The 24,574-nt window shown below is 76.2% G+C and carries 17 protein-coding genes; 11 read left to right on the top strand and 6 right to left on the bottom strand.

All coding sequences use genetic code 11. The features are described 5' to 3' along the window. The first annotated feature begins 74 nt into the window (after positions 1 to 74). The 6 genes from IF89_RS0105595 (at position 75) to IF89_RS45835 (ending at position 14,145) form a co-directional block, all read left to right on the top strand. Positions 75 to 947: a DUF4132 domain-containing protein gene (locus IF89_RS0105595; RefSeq protein WP_030762037.1), complete on the top strand. Its 873-nt coding sequence runs from the start codon at positions 75 to 77 to the stop codon at positions 945 to 947. Next, positions 944 to 5,863 (top strand): hypothetical protein, encoded by a 4,920-nt coding sequence (locus IF89_RS0105590; RefSeq protein ID WP_051806817.1) that lies wholly within the window; start codon positions 944 to 946, stop codon positions 5,861 to 5,863. The genes IF89_RS0105595 and IF89_RS0105590 overlap by 4 nt, the downstream gene beginning before the upstream one ends. A 97-nt stretch (positions 5,864 to 5,960) precedes the next feature. Further along, on the top strand, positions 5,961 to 7,118 hold the full coding sequence (locus tag IF89_RS0105585; protein ID WP_030762022.1) for an ATP-binding protein: 1,158 nt from the start codon (positions 5,961 to 5,963) through the stop codon (positions 7,116 to 7,118). Then, positions 7,115 to 10,849, top strand: coding sequence for a vWA domain-containing protein (locus IF89_RS0105580; RefSeq protein ID WP_030762018.1), 3,735 nt, complete (start codon positions 7,115 to 7,117; stop codon positions 10,847 to 10,849). Before IF89_RS0105585 ends, IF89_RS0105580 begins: the two co-directional genes overlap by 4 nt. Beyond that, positions 10,846 to 12,741, top strand: a complete 1,896-nt coding sequence (locus IF89_RS0105575; RefSeq protein ID WP_030762015.1) for an SWIM zinc finger family protein — start codon at positions 10,846 to 10,848, stop codon at positions 12,739 to 12,741. Before IF89_RS0105580 ends, IF89_RS0105575 begins: the two co-directional genes overlap by 4 nt. A gap of 306 nt (positions 12,742 to 13,047) precedes the next feature. Further along, on the top strand, positions 13,048 to 14,145 hold the full coding sequence (locus tag IF89_RS45835; RefSeq protein ID WP_158717808.1) for a hypothetical protein: 1,098 nt from the start codon (positions 13,048 to 13,050) through the stop codon (positions 14,143 to 14,145). A 71-nt stretch (positions 14,146 to 14,216) separates the two neighbouring features. Here the strand turns inward: IF89_RS45835 and IF89_RS0105565 are convergent, their stop codons facing one another. The 3 genes from IF89_RS0105565 to IF89_RS0105555 are packed head-to-tail and all read right to left on the bottom strand — an operon-like array spanning position 14,217 to position 16,911. Then, positions 14,217 to 15,242 carry an NAD(P)/FAD-dependent oxidoreductase gene (locus IF89_RS0105565; protein WP_030762013.1) on the bottom strand — a complete coding sequence of 342 codons (1,026 nt, stop codon included), beginning with the start codon at positions 15,240 to 15,242 and terminating at the stop codon, positions 14,217 to 14,219. Further along, positions 15,239 to 15,820: an isoprenylcysteine carboxyl methyltransferase family protein gene (locus IF89_RS0105560; RefSeq protein WP_051806836.1), complete on the bottom strand. Its 582-nt coding sequence runs from the start codon at positions 15,818 to 15,820 to the stop codon at positions 15,239 to 15,241. The genes IF89_RS0105565 and IF89_RS0105560 overlap by 4 nt, the downstream gene beginning before the upstream one ends. 32 nt (positions 15,821 to 15,852) lie before the next feature. Then, the gene (locus IF89_RS0105555) at positions 15,853 to 16,911 is read right to left on the bottom strand and encodes a type III polyketide synthase (protein ID WP_030762008.1); all 1,059 of its coding nucleotides are present in this window, start codon (positions 16,909 to 16,911) and stop codon (positions 15,853 to 15,855) included. A gap of 76 nt (positions 16,912 to 16,987) precedes the next feature. Here IF89_RS0105555 and IF89_RS0105550 point away from each other — a divergent pair, with 76 nt between their 5' ends. Continuing rightward, positions 16,988 to 17,872, top strand: a complete 885-nt coding sequence (locus IF89_RS0105550) for a UbiA family prenyltransferase (protein ID WP_267882090.1) — start codon at positions 16,988 to 16,990, stop codon at positions 17,870 to 17,872. A gap of 32 nt (positions 17,873 to 17,904) precedes the next feature. Here IF89_RS0105550 and IF89_RS0105545 read toward each other — a convergent pair whose 3' ends face one another. Both IF89_RS0105545 and IF89_RS0105540 read right to left on the bottom strand, forming a co-directional pair. Then, complete coding sequence (locus IF89_RS0105545) at positions 17,905 to 18,939, bottom strand: PHP domain-containing protein (protein WP_030762000.1); 1,035 nt, start codon at positions 18,937 to 18,939, stop codon at positions 17,905 to 17,907. Positions 18,940 to 18,993: 54 nt separating this feature from the next. Then, on the bottom strand, positions 18,994 to 19,512 hold the full coding sequence (locus tag IF89_RS0105540; RefSeq protein WP_051806816.1) for a MarR family winged helix-turn-helix transcriptional regulator: 519 nt from the start codon (positions 19,510 to 19,512) through the stop codon (positions 18,994 to 18,996). Positions 19,513 to 19,639: 127 nt separating this feature from the next. Between IF89_RS0105540 and IF89_RS0105535 the strand changes: the two genes are divergently transcribed. Together IF89_RS0105535 and IF89_RS0105530 are read left to right on the top strand one after the other, a co-directional pair. Beyond that, the gene (locus tag IF89_RS0105535; protein WP_030761995.1) at positions 19,640 to 20,050 is read left to right on the top strand and encodes an organic hydroperoxide resistance protein; all 411 of its coding nucleotides are present in this window, start codon (positions 19,640 to 19,642) and stop codon (positions 20,048 to 20,050) included. An 87-nt stretch (positions 20,051 to 20,137) separates the two neighbouring features. Continuing rightward, on the top strand, positions 20,138 to 21,766 hold the full coding sequence (locus IF89_RS0105530; RefSeq protein WP_030761993.1) for an FAD-dependent monooxygenase: 1,629 nt from the start codon (positions 20,138 to 20,140) through the stop codon (positions 21,764 to 21,766). Between the two features lie 108 nt (positions 21,767 to 21,874). Here IF89_RS0105530 and IF89_RS0105525 read toward each other — a convergent pair whose 3' ends face one another. After that, the gene (locus IF89_RS0105525) at positions 21,875 to 22,240 is read right to left on the bottom strand and encodes a DUF6204 family protein (protein ID WP_030761990.1); all 366 of its coding nucleotides are present in this window, start codon (positions 22,238 to 22,240) and stop codon (positions 21,875 to 21,877) included. Between the two features lie 103 nt (positions 22,241 to 22,343). Here IF89_RS0105525 and IF89_RS0105520 point away from each other — a divergent pair, with 103 nt between their 5' ends. Both IF89_RS0105520 and IF89_RS0105515 read left to right on the top strand, forming a co-directional pair. Beyond that, positions 22,344 to 23,624, top strand: coding sequence for a VWA domain-containing protein (locus tag IF89_RS0105520; RefSeq protein ID WP_030761987.1), 1,281 nt, complete (start codon positions 22,344 to 22,346; stop codon positions 23,622 to 23,624). Next, entirely contained in the window at positions 23,624 to 24,436 is an 813-nt protein-coding gene (locus IF89_RS0105515; protein WP_030761985.1) for a hypothetical protein, read from the top strand. Before IF89_RS0105520 ends, IF89_RS0105515 begins: the two co-directional genes overlap by 1 nt. The last annotated feature ends 138 nt before the right edge of the window (positions 24,437 to 24,574 follow it).

Below are 24,574 nucleotides of genomic sequence, written 5' to 3'. Positions count from 1 at the left end.
AGCTCAGGGGGGTTTTGGTCCCCCTGTCAGGGCTGCGCTGCGACAGGTACGGACAGGCGGAGGGGCACAGTCTGATGGCATGGCTGGCGGCGGGCGAGGGGTACGAGATCGCCCTGGTGGAGGGGCGGGTGGCGGCGAGGTCCGTCACCGGCCGGGCAGCGGGACGGCAGTTGAAGACGCTGCCCAAGGCACTGAAGGACCATCCCGAGGTGGACCGGCTGCGCCGGCTCGCCGAATGGCTCGACCGGCACGCGGCGGCCTGCGTCGCCCAGGCCGACGCCTGGATGGTGTCCTCACTGCCCGTCCCCACCGAACTGCTCGCCCGGGTCTGGCCCGACGAGGCCTGGCAGAACGCCCTGCGCGACCTGGCCGTCGTCGGTGACGACCCCGACGAGGTCGGATTCCTGCGGGACGCCACCGCCTCCGGCGAACTGAAGGTGGTCAACCTCGACGGCGAGACCGTACGGCTCTCGCCGCGCACGGTGACCCTGCCCCACCCGGTGCTGCTGCCCGACCTGGACGACGTACGGGAGTTCGCGGCCGAACTGGGCATCGTGCAGCAGGTCGAGCAGATCCACCGCGCCACCTGGCGCAAGCCCGCCGAGGTCTCCGCCACCGCCACCGAGGTCCGCGACTACGCGGGCGGGGTCTTCCCCACCCGCTTCGGCCTCGCCGCCCGCGCGACCGCACTCGGCTACCGGGTCTCCGGCGGCTACGCCACCTGCAAGGTCCGCGACGCGGGTGCCGGCACCGGCACCGAGGCGGCCGTGTGGATCGGCGAGCCCTACTACGACGACGAGACCACCACCGGCGCACTGAGCTGGCACGACGAGGACGGCCGGGCGGTGGCGCTGGCGAAGGTCGGACCGGTGGCCTGGTCCGAAGGAATGCGAATGGCCGCGGCGCTGTACGCCGGGCGCAAGATCGAGGAGGGCGGGGACGCATGAGCAGGAACCTGAGAGACACCGCGGCGACGGGGGCCGAACTGCTGCTGCAGGCCGGCGCCGTCCTCCCCAGCGGCACCGCCGGTGCCGGAGCCGACGCCGTCGACCTGACCGCACGCAGCTACCGCCACCCCGGACTCGACGAGGACCGCGTCGTCGTCCGGCTCGCCCCCGCCGAACTCGGCGCCGCCGAGGACCTCGCCGCCGGCTTCCTGGGCCTCGTACGCGACGAGGGCGAGCCGCCCGTCGTCGGCCTGAGCCGGCGCCAGTCACTCGGCTTCCCCGAATGGGTCCTCGTGCACCACCCCGAGGACGGCCACCACGCGCTCGCCGTCGTCCCCGAACTCGACCGGATCGCCCGGCAGGCCAAGACCAAACCGAAGGCCGCGCTCGACGCCTGCCTCGAACTGGCCGACCGCCTCGCCGCGTCCGTGCCGCACTTCCTGCCCCTCTTCCATGAACAGGCCGCGCGCCTCTTCCTCGCCGTCGAGAACACCACCTACGCCGCCCAGCTGTTCGGCCGCGCCCGCACCGCCGAGGCCCAGCACGGCCTGGCCGTCGACGAGGACCGCCTCGACTCCGTCTTCCTCGAATTCGCGCTGGCCGGCGCCCTGCCGGTGAAGGTCCTCGCCGGCTACGGCAAGGCCCTGGCCGGCCGCGTCAGCCCCGCCGAGGCCTACGAGCGCTTCCGCCGCCTGTGCGTACGCCGTACCGCCGGCGGACTGCCGCCCTCCGCGCAGGCCGCCGTCGAACTGCGCCGCCTCGCCCGCAGCGCGGGCCTGACCGGCACCGAGCCCGAGCAGGACTACCTCGCCGAACTGCTGGCCCTGCCCGCCACCCTGCGCGCCGCCCTCGGCTGGTGGAAGGCCCACCGCACCGCCCTCGTCGCGCTCGCCCGCCGGGTCCCCGCCGTACGCGGCACCCTCCTCGGACTGACCCCGCCCGGCGGCGACGGCGACCTCACCGACCTGTGGCTGGACGTCCTGGAGGAGTCCGGCGCCACGGCCGGACTGGCCGACGGCGACCTGCCCGAGGAGGAGCGCTGCGCCGACGGCACCGCCGGCTGGCTCGAGCGCTTCCACACCGCCCGCCACTCCGGCTGGGGCCGCCGCCCCTCCCACCCGGTCCTCCTCGACGTCGTCGAGCGCTGCGCCCCGCAACTGCGCGCCGAACTCGACCGGCCCGGGCGGGAGGCCGGCCTGCGCGTCGGCGTCCAGGACGCCGACCTCCTCGACCTGCTGCTCACCCTCGACGTCCCGGTCGCCACCCCCGAGGAGGACAAGACCAGGCACCGCCACGACACGCTGAACCTGTCGGACTGGTCCGCCCGCGCCGAGCGCCGCGACCTGGCCGCGGTCGCCGCGGACCCCCGTTTCCAGCCCGCCTTCCGCCGGGCGCTGAACGCCATCGGCAACGGCGGGGCCGACATCGTCCGCAACGTCGCCGCCTCGCCCGGCACCCGCCCGCTGCTCGCCGCCTGGATGGCCGACGTCGCCCGCGCCTCCGTCGCCGCCGGCCTGCCCGGGGTGCCCGACGCCATCGAGCGGCTCACCTGGCTGCCCGTCGAGGCACTGGCGCTCGCCCCCGAGGAGGTCGCCGCCGCGGCCGCCGCCGACCTCGGTGAAACCCTCGCCCGCACCCTGCGCGGCGGCCTCTTCGAGGAGCTGGCCTGGCCCTCCTGGGAGGAAGCCGTCGCCGAACTGACCCCCGGCAGGGACCGCGACGGCCTCACCGTCGTCGAGGCCTGGCCGTACCTGGTCGTCGCCAACGCGGCCCAGGTCCGCGTCATCGACGCCGACTCGACCGTCCTCACCCACGACCTGCGCGTACCGGCCGGCTCCCACCGCCGCACGGGATTCCACTACGTCGACGGCGAACTGCTCGTCTTCTGGTCCGACTGGAGCGCCAACCGCATCGAGGGCTACTGGCAATCCTCGCCGGGCACCGTCTTCACCCTGGAGACCAACCGCAACTACTGGTCGCTGCGCAGCGACCACATCTCCCTCCAGCTGCCCGGCGGCGGACGCACCACCGGTGGCGGAGTCCTGCACGCCGGCGACACCCGGCTGCCCGACGAGCGGCCGCTCCTGTCCGACGGCACCTCGTACTGGGTGTGGCGGCAGCGCGACCACGACAACGACAGCGGCTGGCTCGAATACGACCCGGCGAGCGGCACCTGCGGGCGCTCCTCCGTACCCGCCTTCTTCACCGACACCCTGCGCACCTACGGGGCCAAGGCGTCCTCCGGGTACTCCAGCGTGCTGCTGCCCACACCCACCGTCGAAGGCTCCGTGCTCGGCGCACCCGTCGACGGCGTCCTCGGCTGGCACGCCGTACGCCTCTCCGGCAACGGCTGGATCGGCACCGACACCGCCGGACGCACCGTCACCGTCCCCGAGGGCGGGGACAGGCCGGCCGCGGCCCTCACCTTCCCGGGCGGCGACGACCGCCCGCGCGCCCTCTCGCACAGCTGGCGCACGCTGGCCCTCACCGACCCCGACGGCGTCGTCACCGCCCACACGCGCAACGACCGCCACGACATCCCCTTCAGCACCGGCAGTGTGGACCTCCCGCCGCTCTCCCACTGGTACGCACTGCGCCCGCGCGACCCGCAGGGCTCGGCCGCGCTGCGCACCGCCGACCGGGAGAGCGTCGGCGCCCTCCTCAAGGCGGCTGCCGCGGTCTCGAAGGCGACCGAGCTGCCGGACCTGGTGAGCGCGGCCCTGCCGCAGGTCACCGACCCCAAGCTGATCGGCGGCATCGTCGAGGTGCTGCGGTTCGCCCTCACCCAGCAGAAGGCCCTCGACGCGATCTCGGCCCGGCTCGACGCCGGCACCGCCCCCGTGGACGAGCGCGAGCCGGGACCCTCCGACCAGCTGCTCGGCGAAGCCCTGAACGGGCTGCTCGCGTCCGGCCACCACCGCTACGGCAGCGACCGCGACGGCGCCCACCACACGCTCGGCCTGCTCGACGCGGCCCGCGGCGCGACCGACGTCGCCGCCGTGCCCGGGCTGCTGCACTTCGACACCCCCGCGCTGCCCTACTCCACCTTCACCTGGGCACCGCTGCTCGACCAACCGGCGGCCGCCGCCTACCGGGCGGCCGCCACCACCACCCCGGAGCAGCAGCGGGCTGCCCTCCTCACCCTCCTGGGCGCGGTGGACACCCTCGGCATGGCCTCCGCGCGGGGCTCGGCCGACCGCTGGCGCCGGGTCGTGGTCCATCTCGACCACGCCCACCTCACCGGCCCCGACGGCCTCGACCGCAACCGCTACCACCGCAGCCTGCTGCCGCTGGGCGGCGGAGCCGTCCTCGCCCTGACCGAGCAGGGCGACTCCGTACCCGACGGCCACGAGTTCGGCGCCCTCTTCCACGACCCCACCGGACGCTTCACCGTCCCCGGCCCCTACACCCTGCGCCGCGCGGCACCCGTCGGCGACCCGGACCGGGGCCCCGGCTGGCTCACCGGGTTCCTCCGGGCGGCGGCCGAGCACGGCCCGGCGCCGTTCCGCCCGGAGGCCGCGGAGGAGTTCTCGCGGCTCACCGGGGTCTCCGGAGCCCTCGCCCGCCTGGTGGTCGCCGGTCTGCCGCACATCGACAGCTGGGACCGCAACTTCCTGCCCGCGGAGGTCCGTACCGCCCTCGGCGTCAAGGCGACCGACGCCGCCTGCGCCCGGGACGAGCTCAAGGGCCTCGGCGCGGAGGTCCGGTGCGCCGTGGTCGCGGCCCTGCTGCCCGCCGACCCGGCCGGCCTGTGGAGCGAAGGCCCCGACGTGGCGGCCGCCGCGGAGGTGTGGAACCGGCGCGTGGGCCGACGCACGCCCGTACCGGACTGGCTGGCCACCGAGGCCGCCCGCGCCGTCCGCGGCGGACGGCCCGCACACCGGGTGCTCGCCGCCGTCCTGGACCCGGCGGCCGCGCACGAGCTCTCCACCGACGTGCCGTGGATCGTCAAGGGCGACCACGTGGAGCCCGCCGTGGCGGTCGCCGACCCGTTCACCGCGCAGGTGCTGACCTCCACCCTCGCCATGTGCACCTGGCTGGCCCACCGGCTGCCCGCCGGCGACCCCGTGCGGGCGTCCCTGCCACCCGCACTGACCGCCGTGCGGCAGCGGCTCGCCTCACCCGAACTGCTCCTGGAGATCGCCCACTACACCAGCCTGCCGGACTTCCGGAAGGTCGCCGGCACACCGACGGAGACCGCCGAGGGCCACGAGCGCTACGGCGCGGTCGTCATGGCCACCCACGACGACCGGCCCAAGCCGGCGGTCCGCCCCGCCCTGCTGGACTCCACCGGCTCCGACCCGTACCTGCCCGCGCTCCGCGGCGACGACCAGCGGCCCCTCGTGGTCGAGACGGCCCTGCGCGCCGCCCACGACCCGCGCTTCGCCGCGCTGCTCGCCGACCCGGGCACCCCCGCGGCCGGCACGGTCGACGCGGACGGCACCTGGTGGCCCCAGGACCCGAGCCGCTCGGTTCCCGACCTGGTGGAGGAGGTGGGCACCGCGTACGGGCTGGGCGCGGACGCGGCCGCCCTCTACCTGGCCCTGCTCGCCATGCCCGACCCCACCGACCGCAACACCGCCCGGTGGACGGGCTGGAAGCCGGCGCGCCTCAAGGCCGCCCGTGCCGAACTGGCCGCCACCGAGCTGGTGGTGACGGCCGACCGCGGCCGGGCCGGACGCTCGCTGTTCCTGCCCGGCGGGTGGACCGACATGCCCTCCCCGGCGCTGCCGGTGGAGCAGTGGAAGCTGCCGCTGTACGGCCTCACCGCAGGCGGCCGCCCGCCCATGGGCGTCCTGGCGCCGGCCGAGCCGGCCGCGGACCTCTACCGGCGGGCCTGGCAGCGGGTCCGGGAGGGCGATGTCCCGCGCTTCGAGGAACTGAAGGTGAAGCGCACCCGCACCCGCCGCCGCTGACCCGGCCGGTACCCCGTCACCGGGCCGGCGCCGCCCACCTGACACGGTGGGCGGCGCCCGCCCCGGCCCCCACTTCGTCCACGTACAGAGGAACCCCATGACCGTCACCGCACCATCCGCCCCCGCCGCCCGGCAGGTGCTGCCCGCCGAGGAGCGCCACGCCGCCGAGCTCGCCTTCCTCGCCGCCCACGACACCGGCCCCCGCCCGCCCGGCTGGGCGCTGACCCCGCGCGCCGTCGTCACCTTCGTCTGCGGCAGCGACGGCACCGAACTGGCCCTGGCGAAGCGCCGCACCGGCCTCCCGGCCAAGCTGGCCATCGCGCCCAAGTTCGTCGGTGAACGCGCCCTGGTGGAGAGGTGCGTCGTCACTCTCGCCGGGGAGCGCGGCCTGCTCCTGACCGGCGAGCCCGGCACCGCCAAGTCGATGCTGTCCGAACTGCTCGCCGCCGCCGTCTGCGGTACGAGCGCCCTCACCGTCCAGGGCACCGCCGGCACCACCGAGGACGCCTTCCGCTACGGCTGGAACTACGCCCTCCTGCTCGCACAGGGGCCGACCCCGCAGGCGCTGGTCGACTCCCCGGTCCTGTCGGCGATGCGCACCGGGCGCGTGGTCCGCGTGGAGGAGATCACCCGCTGCCTGCCCGAGGTCCAGGACGCGCTCGTCTCGATCCTCTCCGACCGGCGGGTCAGCGTGCCCGAACTGACCGCCACCGAGGACGCGGTCGTCTCCGCGGCTCCCGGCTTCACCGTCATCGCCACCGCCAACCTGCGCGACCGCGGCGTCTCCGAGATGTCCGCAGCCCTCAAGCGGCGTTTCAACTTCGAGACCGTCGCCCCGATCGCCGACGCGGACGCCGAAGCCACCCTGATCCGCCGCCAGGCCGTCGCCGCCGTCGAGCGGGCCGGTGCCGCCTTCGGGGTCGACGACGCCGTGCTCGACGCGCTCGTCACCGTCTTCCGCGACCTGCGCTCGGGACGTTCCGCCGAGGGCTGGGACGTGGAACGCCCCGGCACGGTCATGTCCACGGCCGAGGCCGTGCAGGTGGCGGCCTCCCTGGGAGTCGCCGCCGCGTACCTGCCGGACGGGGACGTACTGGACCTGCTGCCCGGGCACCTGCTGGGCGTCGTCCGCAAGGACGACCCCGCCGACCACGGAAGGCTGCTGGGGTACTGGGACGGCCCGGTCCGGCGCCGCGCCGAGGACGGCTCGGCGATGTGGCGCCGCCTCTGGGACCTTCGCGGGAGCCTGCGTTGACGCACACCGACCCGCGGGCCGCGGTCGAAGCCCTCGCCGCGGCCCGCGAGCCCTACCTGATCGGGGTACGGCACCACAGCCCCGCGCTGGCCGCGGTGGTGCCGGCCCTGCTGGACGCCTCCGGAGCGGACGTGGTCTGCGTCGAACTCCCGGCGGACTTCCAGGCGTGGCTGGAGCACCTGGCCGACCCGGAGACCGTCGCCCCCGTCGCCCTCGCGGGCACCGGGGAGGACGGCCGCCTGGCGTTCTACCCGTTCGCGGACTTCTCCCCGGAGCTGGCCGCCGTCCGCTGGGCCCGCCGGTCGGGCGCGGCCGTCCTGGCCTGCGACCTCCCCCTGTCCGACCCGGGCTGGAGTCCCGCCCCGGCCGTCCCGCACCCGTCCCCGGGCACGGACCGCCCCGACACCGCCCCGGCCTGCGACTCCGGCACCGCCCCCACGCGGGACGCGGCCGCCGCCACGGACCCGGGCACGGCGCGGGGCGGCTTCGCCGATGCCCTCAGCGCCGCCGGGACGGGCCGGGACGGCGACGACATGTGGGACCGCGCTGTCGAGGTCCTTGCACCGGGCTGCACCCCGGAAGCCGTCCGCCGCGCCGCGCTCGGCGTCGGCTGGGCGCTGCGCGAGGACGGCCCCGTCCCGGCCCGGGACCTGGCCCGCGAGGCCCACATGCGCACCGTGATCGCCGGCGCCGCCGCCGGCGGCCGCCGCGTGGCCGCGGTCGTCGGCTCCTTCCACGCCCCGGCCCTCGCCGCCCCGCCGACGGCCGCGGCACCCGCCACGGCAGCAGCCCACGGCGCGGCCCGCCCCGGCGGGTCCGCCGGGCCGGAGGCCGGTGCCGAAGCGGGGGCCGCGGTCGCGCCGCGCCGGGCGCAGGGGCAGGGCGCCGGGAGCGGCCCGGCCCCGGCCGGGCCGGTGGACACCGCCGTGACCTCCCTCGTGCCGTACTCCTTCGATCTGCTCGACGCCCGCTCCGGTTACCCCGCCGGCATCCGCGACCCGCTCTGGCAGCAGGTCGTCCTGGACGCCGGAGGCGACCCCGTCCGGGTCCGGGAAGCCGCCTCCGTCGCCGTCACCGCGCTGTGCAGGGAGCTGCGCCGTGCCGGCCACACCGCCGGCACCGGCGAAGCCGCCGAGACGCTGCGGCTGGCCTGTGACCTCGCCGTCCTGCGCGGGCTCCCCGCGCCCGGCCGCGGGGAACTCCTGGAAGCCGTGACCAGCGTGCTCGGCCAGGGCGAGCCACTCGGCCGGGGCCGGGCCCTGGCCCACGCCCTCGAAGCGGTGTTCGTCGGCACCGCCCGCGGGCGGATCACCCCGCACGCCCCCCGCTCCGGCCTCGGCCCCTCCGTCGAGGCCGAACTCGCCGAGCTGCGCCTGCCGTGTCCCGAGGACCCCGCCCCCCGCGAGGTCCGCCTCGACCCGCTGCGCTCCGCGCTCGACGGCCGCCGCGAGGTCCTCCTCCAGCGCCTCCTCGTCTGCGGGGCCTCCTACGGCGAGCCCCTCACGGTCGCCGCCACCGGCGACGGCACCGCCCTCGGTACCAAGTGGCGGCTGTCGTGGACGCCTTCCGTCCCGGCCCGGCTCGACCTCACCGGCGTACGCGGCGTCACCGCCGCCCAGGCGGCCGCCGGGACGCTCGCCGAGACAGCCCGGCGGGCCGCCGCCGACGGCGGGCCGACCCCGGCCCAGATCCTCACCGGGCTGGCCGCCGCCGCGCGGTGCGATCTGCCCGAACTGGTCGACGTGCGCCTCCAGGAGGCGGCCACCGCCCTGCCGGGGACGGCGACCCTGCCCGAACTCCTCAACGCCCTCGACCTGCTGGAGGCCCTGCACCGCGGGCACCTGCCCGGCACCTCCGCCGCATCCCGCGCCGCTTGTGCCGCCCTCACCGGCGACCTCCTCGAAGCCGCCGTACGCTCGCTGCCCGGCCTGGCGGGCAGCGAGGACCCGGCGGACGCCGCCGCTCTCGTCGCCCTCGCCGACCGGGCCGCCGCCCACCACCTCGGCCTGCGCACGGACGCCGCGCTCGCCGCCCTGGCGGCCTCGGCCTCCCCGCTGATGCAGGGAGCCGCCCTGGCCGTGCGGGTCCTCCTCGACCTCGACCCGGCCGAGGCGCTCGGCGGCCGCGTCGCCGGCTGGCTGGACAGCGCCGGCACCGCCGACAGCCGGCGCGCCCTGACCCGCCGCCTGGCCGGACTCCTCACCGCCGCCGGGCCGTTGCTGCAGTCGTCCCCGGCCGCCCTGACCCCACTCCTGGACCGCGTCGAGCACCTCGCCGACGAGGACTTCCTCGACCGCCTGCCCGCCCTGCGCGGCGGCTTCGACGCCCTTGCACCGGCCGCCCGCGACCGCCTGCTGGAGACGGTCACCGAACGCCTCGGGGACCGCATCGACCTCGCACTCGACGCACCTCCCGCCCTGCTCGCCCTCTGGGCCGCCGCCGACGCCGCCGGGCTTGCGGCGCTCAAGGCCCTTCCGCTGCCCCAGGCCCGGCAGCCGGCCGCCGACCCCGACCCGGCAGCGGCAGCGGAACCGGAAGCGGCCGCCGGCCCGACACCGACGGCCGCCGACGCACCGCCCGCCGGCAGCCCGGGGCAGCAGGCGCACCGGCTCGCCCCCGCCGACCGCTGGCGGCTGCTGCTCGGCCGCGAACGCGACCGGCTGCCCGCCGGCGCCCGCCGTTACGCGCACGCACTGGACGAGCTGTACGGCTCCGGGCACGGCGAGGGGGCCGGCGACCTCGGCACCGGTCGGGGCCCGGGTCGCGGCGGCGGCCAGGAGGCCTCCTTCCCCACCGCCCGGGAGTGGTCGCAGGAGCTGGAGGCGCTGTTCGGCGCCGACGTGCGCGAGGAGGTACTGGCCGGCGCCGCCGAAGCGGGCCGCACCGACGTGCTCGCCCAGCTCGACCCGGAGGCCGTGCGGCCCTCCGTGGACCTGCTGAACTCCGTACTGTCCCTGGCCGGCGGACTGCCGGAGGCCCAACTCGCCCGGCTGCGGCCCCTGGTGAAACGACTGGTCGACGAACTCTCCAAGGAGCTGGCCACCCGGCTGCGCCCGGCCCTGTCCGGCCTCAGCACCCCGCGGCCCACCCGCCGCCCCGGCGGAACGCTCGATCTGGCCCGCACCCTGCGCGCCAACCTCGCGCACGCCCGCCGCCGTGCCGACGGCTCCGTGGTCGTCGTACCGGAACGGCCCGTCTTCAGCACCCGGGCCGGCCGCGAGGCGGACTGGCGGCTCGTCCTGGTCGTCGATGTGTCCGGCTCCATGGAGGCCTCCGTCATCTGGTCTGCCCTGACCGCGGCCGTCCTGGGCGGCGTACCGACCCTGTCCACCCACTTCCTCGCCTTCTCCACCCAGGTCGTGGACCTCACGGACCGCGTCGAGGACCCGCTCTCGCTGCTGCTGGAGGTGCGCGTCGGCGGCGGCACGCACATCGCGGCCGGTCTCGCCCACGCCCGTTCCCTGATCACGGTCCCGAGCCGCACCCTCGTCGTCGTGGTCAGCGACTTCGAGGAAGGCGGCCCGATCGGCGGGCTGCTCGGGGAGGTCCGCGCCCTGGCAGCCTCCGGCGCCCACCTGATGGGCTGCGCCGCACTGGACGACACGGGAACCCCCCGCTACTCGGTCCCGGTGGCGCGGCAACTCGTCGCGGCCGGTATGCCCGTGGCCGCCCTCAGTCCCCTCGCCCTCGCCCGCTGGGTCGGCGACCGCCTCCGTGGAGAGTCCCGTTGAGCACCGTACTGCCGCCCGTCGCACCCGAGGTGCTCGCCGAAGCGGTCGGGAACCTCACCGCGCGGCTGCGCAAGAAGCTGGACGACGCGACCGCTGCCTGCGCGGACACCGGCACCCCCGAGAGCGACGGGACCTTCAGCTTCCGGTTCGGTGAGGACGCCGTCGTCACCCTGCGCCCCGGCCCGGCGGGAACGGTCACCGAGGCTGGACAGGCCACCTGTACCTGTCTGCTGGCGCCCCGGTGCCTGCACCGCGCCGCGGCACTCGGCGCCGCCCCGCTCGCGGACGCCCCGCCGGCGGACCCAGCGCCCGAGCAGGGACCGGCCGAGCCCGTGGCCGCGCCGACGGACCAGGAGGCGGTGTCCGGTGGGTCGGCGGAGTCGGCCGGGTCGAACGCGCCGGCCGGGTCGAACGAGTGGGCCGCGCCGGCCGACCCCGTCCCGACCGCGGCCCAGCTCGGCGCCGCGGCCGCGCTCTGGCAGGCCGCCGCCGAGGCCCTCGCGGCCGGTGTCACCGCCGGTGGAGCCGTCGTCCAGGCCGAACTGCTGCGCGCCGCGCACACCGCCCGCCTCGCCGGCCTGCCCCGCGCGGAGGCGGCCGCCCTCCGGGTCGTACGAGGCCTGCGCGCGGCCCGCGAACGCCGCACCGCACACCGCCTGGGCGACCTCACCGGGTCCTTCCGCGAACTCCTGCACACCGCAGGGATGCTGGCCGCCGGTACGGCAGACCCGGCACTGAGCGGTACCTCCCGCCGCGCCTACACACCGGGCGGCAGCCTCCAGGTGTACGGCCTGTGCCGGGAACCGGTGCTCTCGGCCACCGGATACGGCGGGGTCGTGACCCACCTCCTGGCCCCGGACGGCTCCCGCTACTCGATCTCGGACGTCCGTCCGGGCGGACTGGCCCGCGCCCGCGGGGCCGGGCGCGCCTCCGTCGCCCTCGGCGGTGCCACCCTCGACCACGCCGGACTCGCCCGGGGCGGCCTGCGCATCGTCGGCGCGACGGTCTCCGCGGAGGGCCGGCTCGGTGCCGGACGCGGGGTGAAGGCGACCCCGCTGCCCGGCGCCCCGTGGACGGACGGGCCCGGGGCCGCACTGTTCGCCCGCCCCGCGGCGGAGGCCGTCGCCGAGCTGCTGGCGCAGCCGGCCGGGACGGCCGAAATCGAAACCGCCCTGATCGGATGCGACGTCACGGTCGTCGGAGCGGCCGGCGACCACGTCCTCGTCCGCGAGGCCCGGCCGGACGGGCCCCTGCTGCGGCTCCTGCCGGCGCACCCGCACCCGGAGCTGCCGCACACCGAGAACCTGCGGCGCATCGCCTCGTACCCGGGACTGCGGATGCGCGTCCTGGGCCGTCCCGATCTCGGCCGGGCCGCCACCCTGCGCCCCGTCGCCGTCGGCCCGGTGCCCGGCGCGCCGTACACGCTGCGGCTGCCCGCGCAATGGACGGGCCGGGCCGATCTCGGCTACGACCGCCTCCAGGGCGAGCACTTCCCGCAGCCCGACGCGGCTCCCCCCGGCCCCGTGCCGGCCGGCGACGCTCCGGACCCCCTGGCCGACGCCCCGCTGTGGCGGGTGCGCCGCCTCCTCGAGACCGGCGTCGCCGGCGGCCGCCGCGCCGTCGCCGAGGCGGCGCGCGGTACGGCGCCCCTGGTCGCGTACGGCCCGCTGCGCCGGGCCGGGCTGACGGCCGCGGCGGACCTGGCCGCCGCCCTCGCCGCCGAGGCCGACCGGCGCCCGCGCGACCCCTTCGGCCGGCTCGCCGACCCCTCGCCCGATGGCTACGCCTGGGCCTGGCTGGCGGCCGCGACCCATCTGGCGGCGGCGGAACGCTCCCTGGTGGCCGCCTCGTGGACGGCTGCACCGATCGGAGCCCCGCCTGCGGTCCAGTGATCGCGTCGGCGGTCGGTCCGGCGCCCGGACCGACGCGGTGCGGCAGGGCCGGGCCCGAGTGGTCGTCGGCCACCCGGGCCCGGTCCGCGCCCCGGCCGGTGAACTGCGCACCGGCGGCGCACGACTCCTCGCACGGGGGGCACGGCCTTCCTCTCCTTCCGGCCCGGGAGGGGACCCCCGTTTGCCCGCCCCGAATGGCGCAGTGGGCGCCTATGCCACTAGATGTAACAAAGCGTGCGCTTCCCGTGACGCACGATGACCGGCGCGCGATTGCCTAGACCCGCGCGTCGGCGAACGGAGCTTTCGATGAATGACCCCACCACTCTCGCGGCGACGCAACATGGAAGCCGCCATGTGCCCCCCGACACCACCGCCCCCCGGCCCCCCGGCGTGCCCGACACCCCGGGAGCCCCGGAGGGCCCCGTACCGGCTGCGCCCGAGGCGCCCCCGGCCTCCGCACCCACCGACGTCTCCGCACCCACCGACGCCGCCGCCGCCGAAGGCTGCGAGGTCGCGGACGAGCAGACCACCCAGCGCATGCGGACCCTCCTGGAAACGGCCGCCACCTGCCGGCCGGTGGAGGAGGTGACCGCCCTGGTGGGTCTTCTCAAGGAGGACGGCCAGCTGCCCGACGCCGGACAGGACGCCCTGCGCACGGCCGCCGTGACCCGGCCCGTGCAGGACGTCCAGCGGATGGTCACCCTGCTGGGTGACGCCCCGCACGAGGTGGGCGAGGCGGACATCACGCTGCGCGCCGCCGCCGTCGGACGGTCCATCGAGGACGTCGCCCTGCTGGTGAACTTCCTCGGCAAGGACCCGACCGGCGAGCCGCAGCAGCCGCCGCAGTCCCACCGGGCCCGGCCCGCGGGAACCGCCCCGGCCCCCGGGGCGGACGCACGGGACGCGAAGCGTCGCCCGGAGCCGCGCGAGCAGGCGTACGGCCTCCCGTACGGGGGCCTGTACGAAGCGCCCCAGCCGGTGCAGCCCCGGCGGCCCGCTCCCGCCGGGCAAGCGGCCCGCACCCCGGCTCTGCGGCACGTCCTGCGCCGGCCGGCGGCGGTCGCCCTGCTGGTCAGCGGCGCCCTCCACCTGCCGCAGGACCTGGCGGCCCTGCCGCCCACGAGCCCGCGGGACCTGCTGCCCCTGCTGGTCACCCTGGTGTGCCTCGGCATCGGTGCGCTGGTGGCGCTGCGCGACACCACGGCGGTGTGGCGGGCCGGCGCGGCCGCGGCCCTCGGCGTGGTCGCCCTGCACGTGGTCGGCGGCTCCCTCGCCTTCGACCCGCTGGCCGGCACGGTGGGCGGCTCGCAGGCCTGGGCCGGAGCCGCCGTCATACTGTGCGCGGCGGCCGGCGCGGTGCTCGCCGGCGTGGCCCTGAGGGGTCGTCAGGACCGCTCGGCCTGACCGGCCGACGCGACCGCCGCGGCGGCACCCTGCGCACCCGCGCGGGGTGCCGCCGCGTTCGCACGGCGGCCTCAGGCGAGCAGGTTGACCGCTCCGGTGAACACGCGGGGCAGCCGCGCGGCGATCGGGACGATCCGGGGCGCGAGATGCTGCCGCCGACGGGCCCACAGCAGCGATTCGGTGAGGGCGCGGTAACTGCGCGACACGTCCCGCCAGGCCTGTTCGTAGGCCTGCGGCCGCCCTGCCCGTACGCAGCGCACCAGCTCGGCCGCGGCCGTCACGGCCAGGGTGAGGCCCTCGCCGGTCAGGGCGTCGACATAGCCGGCAGCGTCCCCCACGAACAGCACCCGCCCCGCGACGCGGACGCGCGCCCCCTGGCGCAGCGGCCCGGCGCCGCGCACCGGCGTGTCGGCGCGGCCGGTGAGCCGGGCCGCCAACCGGGGGAAGCGGGCGAGTTGTTCGTCGAAGGGCGCCTGGTCGGTGGTGAGCACCGCCACGCCGATCCGGTCGGGCGCCAGCGGGGTGACGTACGCCTCGCACCGCGCCGACCAGTGCACCTCGACGAGGTCGCTCCACGGTGCGACGGCGTAGTGGCGGCGCAGCCCGTAGCGGGCCGGCCGGCGGGACGCGGCCGGAGCCGACAGCCCCAGGCCCCGCCGGACGGGGGAGTGCAGGCCGTCCGCCGCGACGAGATAGCGGGCGGTGAGCCCGGCCGCGGTGACGTGGTCGGCGCCCTGCCGTACCTGGTCGACGCGTTGCGGCAGGACCCGTACGCCGAGCCGCGCGGCCCGGTCGGCGAGCGCGGCCTGGAGGTCCGTACGACGGGCGCCCAGCCCCGGCCCGGACCGGAAGAGGCCCTCCGCCTGCCGGCCGCTCGCCTCGTCGACGTAGCGGATGCCCCGGAAGGGCTGCCCCGCCACGGCCACGCCGAGCTCCTCCAGGCGGCGCACCCCGCCGGGCATCAGACCCTCCCCGCAGGCCTTGTCGATGGGGGTGGGCCGCGGTTCCACCACCACGGCCTCCAGGCCGGCCAGGGCGGCGTGGATGGCGGTCGCCAGCCCCGCCGGTCCGCCGCCCGCGATCAGCAGATCGATCATGACGGTGCGCCCGCCGACGGGACGGAGGCGGGCGCCCGCAGGCGTCCGCCGTCCGTCAGAGCCGCTTCCTCGCAGCCGATCCGCACGCGCAGCAGCGCCAGGTTGAGCACGGTGAAGCCGAGCGCGGTCGCCCAGGCGGAGTGCACCAGGGGCAGCGCGGCCCCTTCCGCGACCACCGCCACGTAGTTGGGGTGGCGCAGCAGCCGGTACGGTCCCCGGTCCACCAGCGGCAGGCCGGGAACGACGAGTACCCGGGTGTTCCAGCGCGGACCGAGCGTGGCGATGCACCACCAGCGCAGGCCCTGGGCGGCGACGACGACGGCCAGGGCCGCCCAGCCGAGCAGGGGCACGAACGGCCGCCCGGCCGCCCACGGTTCGACCAGGCAGCCCGCCAGCAGCGCGGTGTGCAGGGCGACCATGGCCGGGTAGTGGCCGCGGCCGTACTCGCGGCCGCCACGCGCCAGGCTCCAGGCGGTGTGGCGCCGGGCGGTGATCAGCTCGGCCAGCCGCTCGGCAGCGACGAGGCAGACGAGCAGCACGTACAGGCTCAGGGAGGTGCTGGAGGTCAGGGAGTGCATCGGGGCCATGGAGTTCACCGGGTCCATCGGGGTCACCAGCGCAGGAGGACGAGTTCGGAGGCGAAGCCGGGACCGAAGCCGAGCATCAGCCCTACGGACCCGGGCGGAGGTCCGGCGCTGCGGACAGCTTCCAGGATGTGCAGGACCGAGGCGGAGGAGAGGTTGCCCACGGCCGCGAGCGAACGCCGGCTCGCCGCGAACGCCGACTCCGGCAGACCCAGCGCGTCCGAGAGCGCGTCGAGGATCTTCGGGCCGCCGGGATGGCAGATCCAGGCGTCGACGTCCGCCGGTTTGAGGTCGTGGGCCGCGAGGAAGCTCTCCACCTCCTCGGCCACGTGCAGGCGGGCCAGGTCCGGAAGTTCCCGGCCGAGCACCATGCGCATGCCCCAGTGGCCGATGTCCCAGCCGAGGAGGTGCTCGGTGCCCGGGTAGAGGCGGCTGCGGCTGGCGACGACCTCGGGGCCGGCGCCCGTCGCGTGGAGGGGGTGGTCGCGGCCCACCGCCACCAGGGCCGCGGCCCCGTCGCCGAAGAGGGCGCCCGCCACCAGGTTCGCCATCGAGGCGTCCGTGGACTGGAGGGTGAGCGAGCACAGTTCCGTGGACAGCAGCACGGCGGCATGACCCGGACGGCCGGAGAGCAGGTCGTGGAGGTGGCCCGCCCCGGCGGCTCCGGCGGCGCACCCGAGGCCGAAGAGCGGTACGCGGCGCACATCGGGACGCAGCCCGGCGCGGGCGGCCAGACGGGCCTCCAGTGAGGGCGTCGCGACCCCGGTCACGGTGGTCGACATGACGAGGTCGACCTCGGAGGCGGTCAGGCCGGCGTCGGAGAGGGCCAGTTCCAGGACGCGGGCACCGAGTGCGAGGGCGCTCTCCACGAACAGGGCGTTCGTCGTGCCGAAGTCGTTCGCGGGCCCGTAGCGCTCCAGGGGCAGCGCGAGATGACGGCTGTCCACGCGCACCGAGGCGTGGACCCGGCGCAGCAGGGCGGTGTCGGAGCCGGGCGGCAGGAGACGGGCGAGCGCCTCCGTGATCTCGGACTGGGGATGGCGGTGGGGCGGGAACACGCTGCGCACTGCCAGAACACGTGTCATTGAGTCACCATAGAAAACAACTGACACTTCGTTACGAATCAGCCGATTCGGGCGCGGCGCCGCATAGCGTGTCGCCGTGCCCGTGCGAACGCAGACCACCGACGGCGGAGGCGGTCCCGCAAGCGGAGCCGCCGCCCGCACCCGACGTACCCTTTCCACCCTGGCCGGGCTGTCGGCGGCGTGTCACCCGCTCCCCGCCGTGGCGGTGACGGCCTTCACCGCCGTCCTGGCGGCCGCCGCGGGACACGGGCCGCCGGGAATCGCCCTCGCCGCGGGGGCCGTGGCCGCCGGACAGCTCTCGGTGGGCTGGTGCAACGACCGCGCCGACCTGCGGCGCGACCTGCTCGCGGGCCGACGGGACAAACCCCTGGTCGCCGGTACGGTCCCGGCCGCCGCCGTGGCCCGGGCGGCCGCGGTGGCCCTCCTGGTCTGCGTGCCGCTGTCCCTGTCGGCCGGCCTCCTCGCCGGCGTCGTACACCTGGCCTGCGTGGCGGCCGCCTGGGCGTACAACCTCCGGTTGAAGGGCACGGCCCTCTCCTGGGCCCCGTACGCCGTCGCCTTCGGCCTGCTGCCCGCCTTCGTCACCCTCGGCCTGCCCGGTGCGCCCTGGCCGCCGCCCTGGCTGATGGCGGCAGCGGCCCTGCTCGGCGCGGGCGCCCATTTCGCCAACGTGCTGCCCGACATCGACGACGACCTGGCCACCGGTGTGGCGGGGCTGCCCCAGCGGCTCGGTGCCCGCCGCTCGGCCGCCGTGGCCGGGGTGCTCGTCCTGGCCTCGGCCGCGGCCCTGGTGGCCGGACCGCCGGGCCGGGTGACGGCGTACGGATGGGCCCTGCTCGCCGCGACCTCCGCGGCCCTGCTGCTGGCGTCCCGCCGTCCCGCGGGCAGGCTCCCCTTCCGCACGGTGATGGCGGTGGCCGGGGCGGACGTGGTCCTCCTGGCCGTCGAACTGCGCCCCTGAGAAGTGCGCCGCGTTCGCGGTGGCGGACGGGGCTACGGTGCGCGGCGGGTGCGGGTCCAGGCGAGGAGGTCGTCGGCCGACCAGGTGTTGACGATCCGGCCGGTCGGGACGCCGCATGCGACGGCGCGTTCGCAGCCGAGGATCTGCCAGTCCAGCTGTCCCGGGGCGTGGGCGTCCGTGTCGATCGCGAAGAAGGTCCCGGCCGTCACGGCCAGCCGCAGCAGCCGCTTCGGCGGGTCCAGCCGCTCCGGCCGGCTGTTGATCTCCACCGCGGTACCGGCCTCCGCGCAGGCCGCGAACACGGCCTCCGCGTCGAACTGCGACTCGGGGCGGCCGCGGCCGGTCACCAGCCGGCCCGTGCAGTGGCCGAGGACGTCCATGAGCGGATTGCGTACGGCCGCCACCATGCGCCGCGTCATCGCGGGAGCGTCCATCCGCAATTTCGAGTGGACGGAGCCGACCACGAGATCGAGCCGTTCCAGCAGCTCCGGCTCCTGGTCGAGGGAGCCGTCGTCGAGGATGTCGCACTCGATCCCGGTGAGCAGCCGGAAGGGTGCCCAGGCGGCATTGAGCCCGGCCACCACGTCGAGCTGCTCGCGCAGCCGCTCGGGGGACAGTCCGCGCGCGACCGTCAGGCGCGGCGAGTGGTCGGTCAGTACCGCCCAGTCGTGGCCGAGATCGGCTGCCGCCCGGCCCATCGCCTCGATCGGGCTGCCGCCGTCCGACCAGTCCGAGTGCAGGTGGCAGTCCCCGCGCAGCGCCGCCCGCAGCGCGGTCGCGGCGGGGGAGGCCGGTGGGCCGTCCGGGTGCGCGGCGGCCTCGTCCTCCAGGGCCTGCAGATAGGACGGCACCGCGCCGGCGAGGGCCTCCTGCACGACCTTGGCCGTCTTGGGGCCGAGGCCCTTGACGGCCTCCAGCGAGCCGGCGGCGGCCCGCCGGGCCACCTCCTCGCCGCCCATGCGGGCGACGGCCGCGGATGCGGTGCGGAACGCCCGCACCCGGTAGGTGGGCGCCAGCGCGCGCTCCAGCAGGAACGCGATCCGGTCCAGCGCGGCGACCGGGTCCATCGGCGGCCTCCTGCCGTTCGGGTCGGTGGCCCCAGTGTCCGTCCCGGACGTCGGCTACGCCTCCCGCGCCGCGCGTGGCTCCTCGCGCGTCTCCCGCGCCTCCTCCACGGGCATGGCGGCGTCCAGTGCGGCGGTGAGCCGGCTCAGCCGGGTCTGGAGGTCGACGACCTCGGCCAGATCGAAGCCGGTGGCCTCCGCGATCCGCCGCGGCACCTCCACCGCGCGGGCGCGCAGCGCCGCACCCTCCGGCGTCAGGCCGGCGCGCACGGAGCGCTCGTCCCGCGTGCTGCGCTCGCGGCGCACCAGTCCGGCCGCTTCCAGCCGCTTGAGCAGCGGCGACAGGGTGCCCGAGTCCAGCCGCAGATGCTGCCCGATCTCCTTGACGGGCATCTCGCCGTGCTCCCACAGCACCAGCATCACCAGGTACTGCGGGTAGGTCAGCCCCAGGTCTTTCAGCACCACGCGGTAGAGGCCCCCGAAGGCCCTGCTCGCGGCGTTCAGCGCGAAGCAGATCTGGCCGTCGAGGCGCAGGAAGTCCTGCTCGGCACGGGTCGCGAGGGGTTGCTCGGTCATGTCGGCCAGTGTACCCGGAGAAGGCGGTACGGCATTGAGTTGTGCACAACTGAATTGCGTGCTCTACTGGTGGAGCGCGGTCGAGCACCGGCCGCCGCACCGGTTCATTTCTGCGAGAGGAACTCTCATGGACGCGCTCTACACCGCTGTCGCCACCGCCAACGGCCGCGAGGGCCGCACCGTCAGCTCCGACGGCCAGCTCGACCTCGCCCTGGCCATGCCCCCGGCGCTGGGCGGCAACGGGCAGGGCACCAACCCCGAGCAGCTCTTCGCCGCGGGCTACGCCGCCTGCTTCGCCAGCGCCCTCGGCCTGGTCGGCCGCCAGGCCAAGGTCGACACCAGCGAGGCCTCGGTCACCGCGGAGGTCTCCATCGGCAAGGACGGCGCCGGCTTCGGCCTCGGCGTCACCCTGCGCGTCGAGCTCCCGGACTCCCTGGCCGGCGAGACGGGCGCGCTGCTGGTCAAGCAGGCCCACGAGGTCTGCCCGTACTCCCGCGCCACCCGCGGCAACATCGAGGTGGACCTCGTCGTCGAGTAACCGGGCCGGCGGAGATGCCGTGCACCCGGCGCACGGCCACCATGGAGTCACAGACTCGGACGGGGGGCCGTACGCCGGGAGGCGCCCGTGGCGCACAACAGCACGACGGACGTCCTGGTCGTGGGCGCCGGCCCGATCGGCCTGACCGCCGCCGCGGAACTCCGCCGGCGCGGCGTCTCCTGCCGGATCGTCGACCGGCTCCCCGCACCGCTGCCGTTCGCGAAGGCCGTGGGCATCCAGCCGCGCACCCTGGAGATCTGGGACCGCATGGGGACGCTCCGCGCCGTCCTGGACGCCGCCGTCCCCCTGCGCGGACAGCTCACCTACGTCAACGGCGCCGAGCAACCCCGCATCGACCTGGCCCTGCCGCCCGAAGTGCCCTACCGCTTCGCCGCGCTCCCGCAGTACGAGACCGAGCGCATCCTCGGCGAACACCTGGCCCGCTGGGGGACCGCCGTCGAACGCGGCACCGAACTGGTGTCCTTCCGCCAGGACGCCGACGGCGTCACCAGCCTGCTGCGCACCCCCTCCGGCGCCGAGGAGGAGCTGCGCACCCGCTACCTGGTCGGCTGCGACGGCGCCCACAGCACCGTCCGCAAGGGGCTCGGGCTCTCCTTCGAGGGCGGGGCCCTCCCCGAGGAGTACATGCTCGCCGACGTCGAGGTCGACTGGGAGCAGCCCTACGGGTACGGTCTGCGCGCCATGCACCTGGACGGCGCTGGCGCCGTCGACGACATCCTCGTGTGCATCCCGCTGCCCGGCCGCGGCCGCTACCGGATGTCCATGAAGGTGCCACCGGAACTGTCCACCGCCCAGCAGGCCCCCGTCGACGCCGACGGGGTCGAACACGGCCTCCGGAGCGCACGGGCCCCGCACCTCGCGGACATCCAGACCGTCCTCGACCGGCTCTCGCCGACCCCCACCACCGCCTCCCGCATCCGCTGGTCATCGGTGTTCCGCATCAGCCACCGCATCGTCGACCGCTACGGAACCGGCCGGGTGTTCGTCGCCGGGGACGCCGCGCACATCCACCCGCCGACGGGCGCCCAGGGCATGAACACTGGCATCCAGGACGCCTGGAACCTGGCCTGGAAGCTCGCCCTGGCCGTCCAGGGCGCCGCCCACCCCGGCCTCCTGCCCAGCTACGACGCCGAACGCCGTCCGGTCGGCGAGGAGGTCGTCGGCCGCACGGTGCGCCACGCCTCCGCCCAGGGCGTCCAGTCCGACCCCGAGGACCCCGCCACCCTGACGCTGCGCGAGGCCCAACTGCTCGTCGGCTACCGGGGAAGTCCCGTCGTCGACCCGCCCGGAGAGGGCCCCGGTCCCCGGCCGGGCGACCGGGCCCCGGACTGCGGCGGCCTCACCTCGCCAGTGGCTGCCGTACCGCTGCGGCTCGCCGACCTGCTGCGCGAGCGCGAACACGTCCTGCTGCTCTACGGGACCGGCCTCGACGAACTGGCCCGCACCGCACGGGAATCCTCGGGCGGCCGGGTCGACACGTGCGTCGTCCTGCCGGCCGGCACCCCGCCCGGCCCGGTCCCCCTGCCGGCCTACCACGACACCGGCGGCGAGTTCGCCCGCATCTACGCCGCCGAGGAGCCGACCGCGTTCCTGGTGCGCCCGGACGGATACCTCGGCGCCCGGCACTGCCCGCCGGACGCGCAGCGACTGACCGCACACCTCTCGACCGTCTTCGCCCCCGCCGCCCGACCCTGACCGGCCGCCCGACCCTGACCGGCCGCCCGACCTGGCGGGACCGCCCGACCCCGACCGGTCGAGGCCCCGCCCCGGTCGCTCCCCACCGCGGTCAGGGCCCGGCCCCGCTCAGTGCCCTGCCCCGGCGCGCGCCGCCTCGCGGCGCTGCCGCTTGCCCAGAGGCGCCAGCGACAGGTCCTGCGCCTGCGACCGCATCTGCTTGAAACCGTAACCGCGCTCCGTCAACCAGCACTCCGCAGCCAGCTCCGCCCGCGCCGTCGCGTCGAGGATGTCCTCCTCCGCCTCGCCCGCATCCAGGAAGCGGAAGGTGAAGAAGGGACGGGCCGCGAGGTCGTACGTCAGGTGCCCCTCGGCGGTGAACTCCGCACGCAGCATGTCGTGCTCCGGCGCGGCCGCGAGCAGCTCGGCCCGCTGGTCGCCGGTCAGCCCGTCGAACGCGCCCCGGACGGTGATACGGAAGGTACGGGTACTCATCCCGGCAGCGTAGGCGGGCGGCGCCGGCGCGCGCATCCGGATATCGGCCGGTCTGCTCCGTCATGTTTTTGGATTGCCGGACGATCCTCAATACGATCCGGCGATGATCACTAGAAAACGGCTTGCGGCCAGGGCGTGCGGCCTGTTCGCGGCCCTGGCCGTCGGGCTCTTCCCGGCGAGCGCCACAGCCGCCGACGAACCGACGGCGAAGGAGCCCCCCAAGGTCGACCTCGTCCTGGACGTCAGCGGCTCCATGCGGGCCGCGGACATCGACGGCCAGTCCCGGATGGCCGCTGCCAAGCAGGCCTTCAACGAGGTCATCGACGCCGTACCCGCCGAAGTCCGCCTCGGTATACGGACCCTGGGCGCCGACTACGCCGGTGACGACCGGACGCTCGGCTGCAAGGACACCAAGCAGCTCTACAAGGTGGGCCCCCTCGACCGGACCGAGGCCAAGGCCGCCGTCGCGACGCTCGCCCCGACCGGCTGGACCCCCATCGGCCCCGCCCTGCTCGGAGCCGCCCAGGACCTGGAGGGCGGCAACGCCACCAAGCGGATCGTGCTCATCACGGACGGCGAGGACACCTGCGCCCCGCTCGACCCGTGCGAAGTGGCCCGCGACATCGCCGCCAAGGGCATCCACCTGGTCATCGACACCCTCGGCCTGGTCCCGGACGCCAAGACCCGGGCCCAGCTGACCTGCATCGCAGAGGCCACCGGCGGCACGTACACCTCCGTGCAGCACAAGGCCGAACTCTCCGGCAGGGTCCGGCAACTCGTCGACCGGGCCGCCGACCCCGTCGTCAACCCCGTGGCGACCGAGGGCGCCCGGCAGTGCGCCGGCGCCCCGCAGCTGAAGCCCGGCCTCTACAGCGACCGCGAGACCTTCGGCGAGCACCGCTGGTACCGGGTGGACGTCCTTCCCGGCCAGGAGCTGCGCGCCTCGGTGAGCATCGGCGCCGACCGGGCGGTCAACAACGACTACGGCGTCCTGCTGCGCGCCACGACCGTCCACGGGCGGGAGATCGTACGCGGCTCCGAGGCGGGCGCCGGCCGTACCGACGTGCTGTCCACCGGCCTGCGCTACCCCAAGGCAGAGACCGACGACGACACGGACGGGGACGCGAAGCCCGCGGCGGAGACCGTCTGCCTCCAGGTCAGCAACTCCTTCTCCGCTCCCGCGTCCGTCAAGACCACCCCCGGCATGCCCGTCGAGCTGACCATCGACGTCGTGGACGGCCCCGGCAGCGACTCCGACGCCGCGGCATTCGGCCTCGGACGCGGCTGGTGGACACTGGCCGTGCTGGTGCTGGCCGGACTGCTCGCCGGCCTGGTGTGGGGATGGGTCTCGCGCTGGCGCATCTCCGTCTGGAGGACCAACTGATGCGTACCGTACGCACACTGACCGCGAGCCTGCTCGCGGCCGCCGCCGCCCTCGCGGTGGCCGGTACGGCCGCGGGCCCGGCCGTCGCGGACACCCCGTCGCCGAGCGCTTCCACCGGCAAGGCCACGGGCGGGGCCGCAGCGGAGTCCGCGCCGACCGAGGCCGGCACGAGCTTCCGCACCGCGACACCGTTCCGGCCCGGCCAGAAGGCCACTGCCGACGCCTCCAGCGGCGACTACCTGTACTGGGTGCTCCCCATCGACGCACAGCAGCGCGTCACCGTCCGGGCCGCCGTCACCCTGCCCGAGTCCGCCGCCCGGCACGGCGCGTCGACCTGGCAGCTCGACGTGTACGACGGACTGCGCCGCCGCCAGGCCTGCACCTACGGGACGCAGAGCCGGGCAGCGGCCAAGGAGGCCGCCTCCGTCGAACTGTCCTGCACCCTGCGCACCGTCCGCGCGGGCGCCGAGCCGTGGGCCAACGACCCGCTGCCCGGCAGCTACTACGTCCGCCTGACGGTCCTCGACCTGCCGGAGGAGGACCTGGGTCTGCCGGTGCGGGCCGCCGTCGAGGCCGACGTGCGGGAGGAGGGCGGCGCCCACGCGGTGGACGGCGCCCTCGCCCGGCCGCTGGTCGCCGGCACCGTGACCGGCACCCTGCGCGAACCGGAGGACGGCTGGTCCGGCGGCTGGTGGTCGGACCGCTGGCTGTGGACCGCGGCGGGCGGAGTGCTCGGGGCGCTCGCGGGCGTCTTCGGGTACGCCCTGACGCGCGGGCGGGGCCGCCCGTCCCGGGTGCCGCCCGGCGCCTGACGGCTCACCCGGCCGGGCGGGGCGGTCACGGCACCGGCGCCGTGTCCGCCCCGCCCGGCCGCTGTGCCCGGTGGAGGCACTGGGCCAAGCGGGGACGCTCCCCTCAAGCCCTCCCGGGGCCCGTCCGAAGGAGAGGGA

The sequence above is a fragment of the Streptomyces sp. NRRL F-2664 genome (assembly GCF_000719345.1).
Classification (GTDB): domain Bacteria; phylum Actinomycetota; class Actinomycetes; order Streptomycetales; family Streptomycetaceae; genus Streptomyces.
The sequence above is the reverse complement of the archived record's forward strand: the minus strand, read 5'-3'. Positions and strand labels throughout refer to the sequence as shown.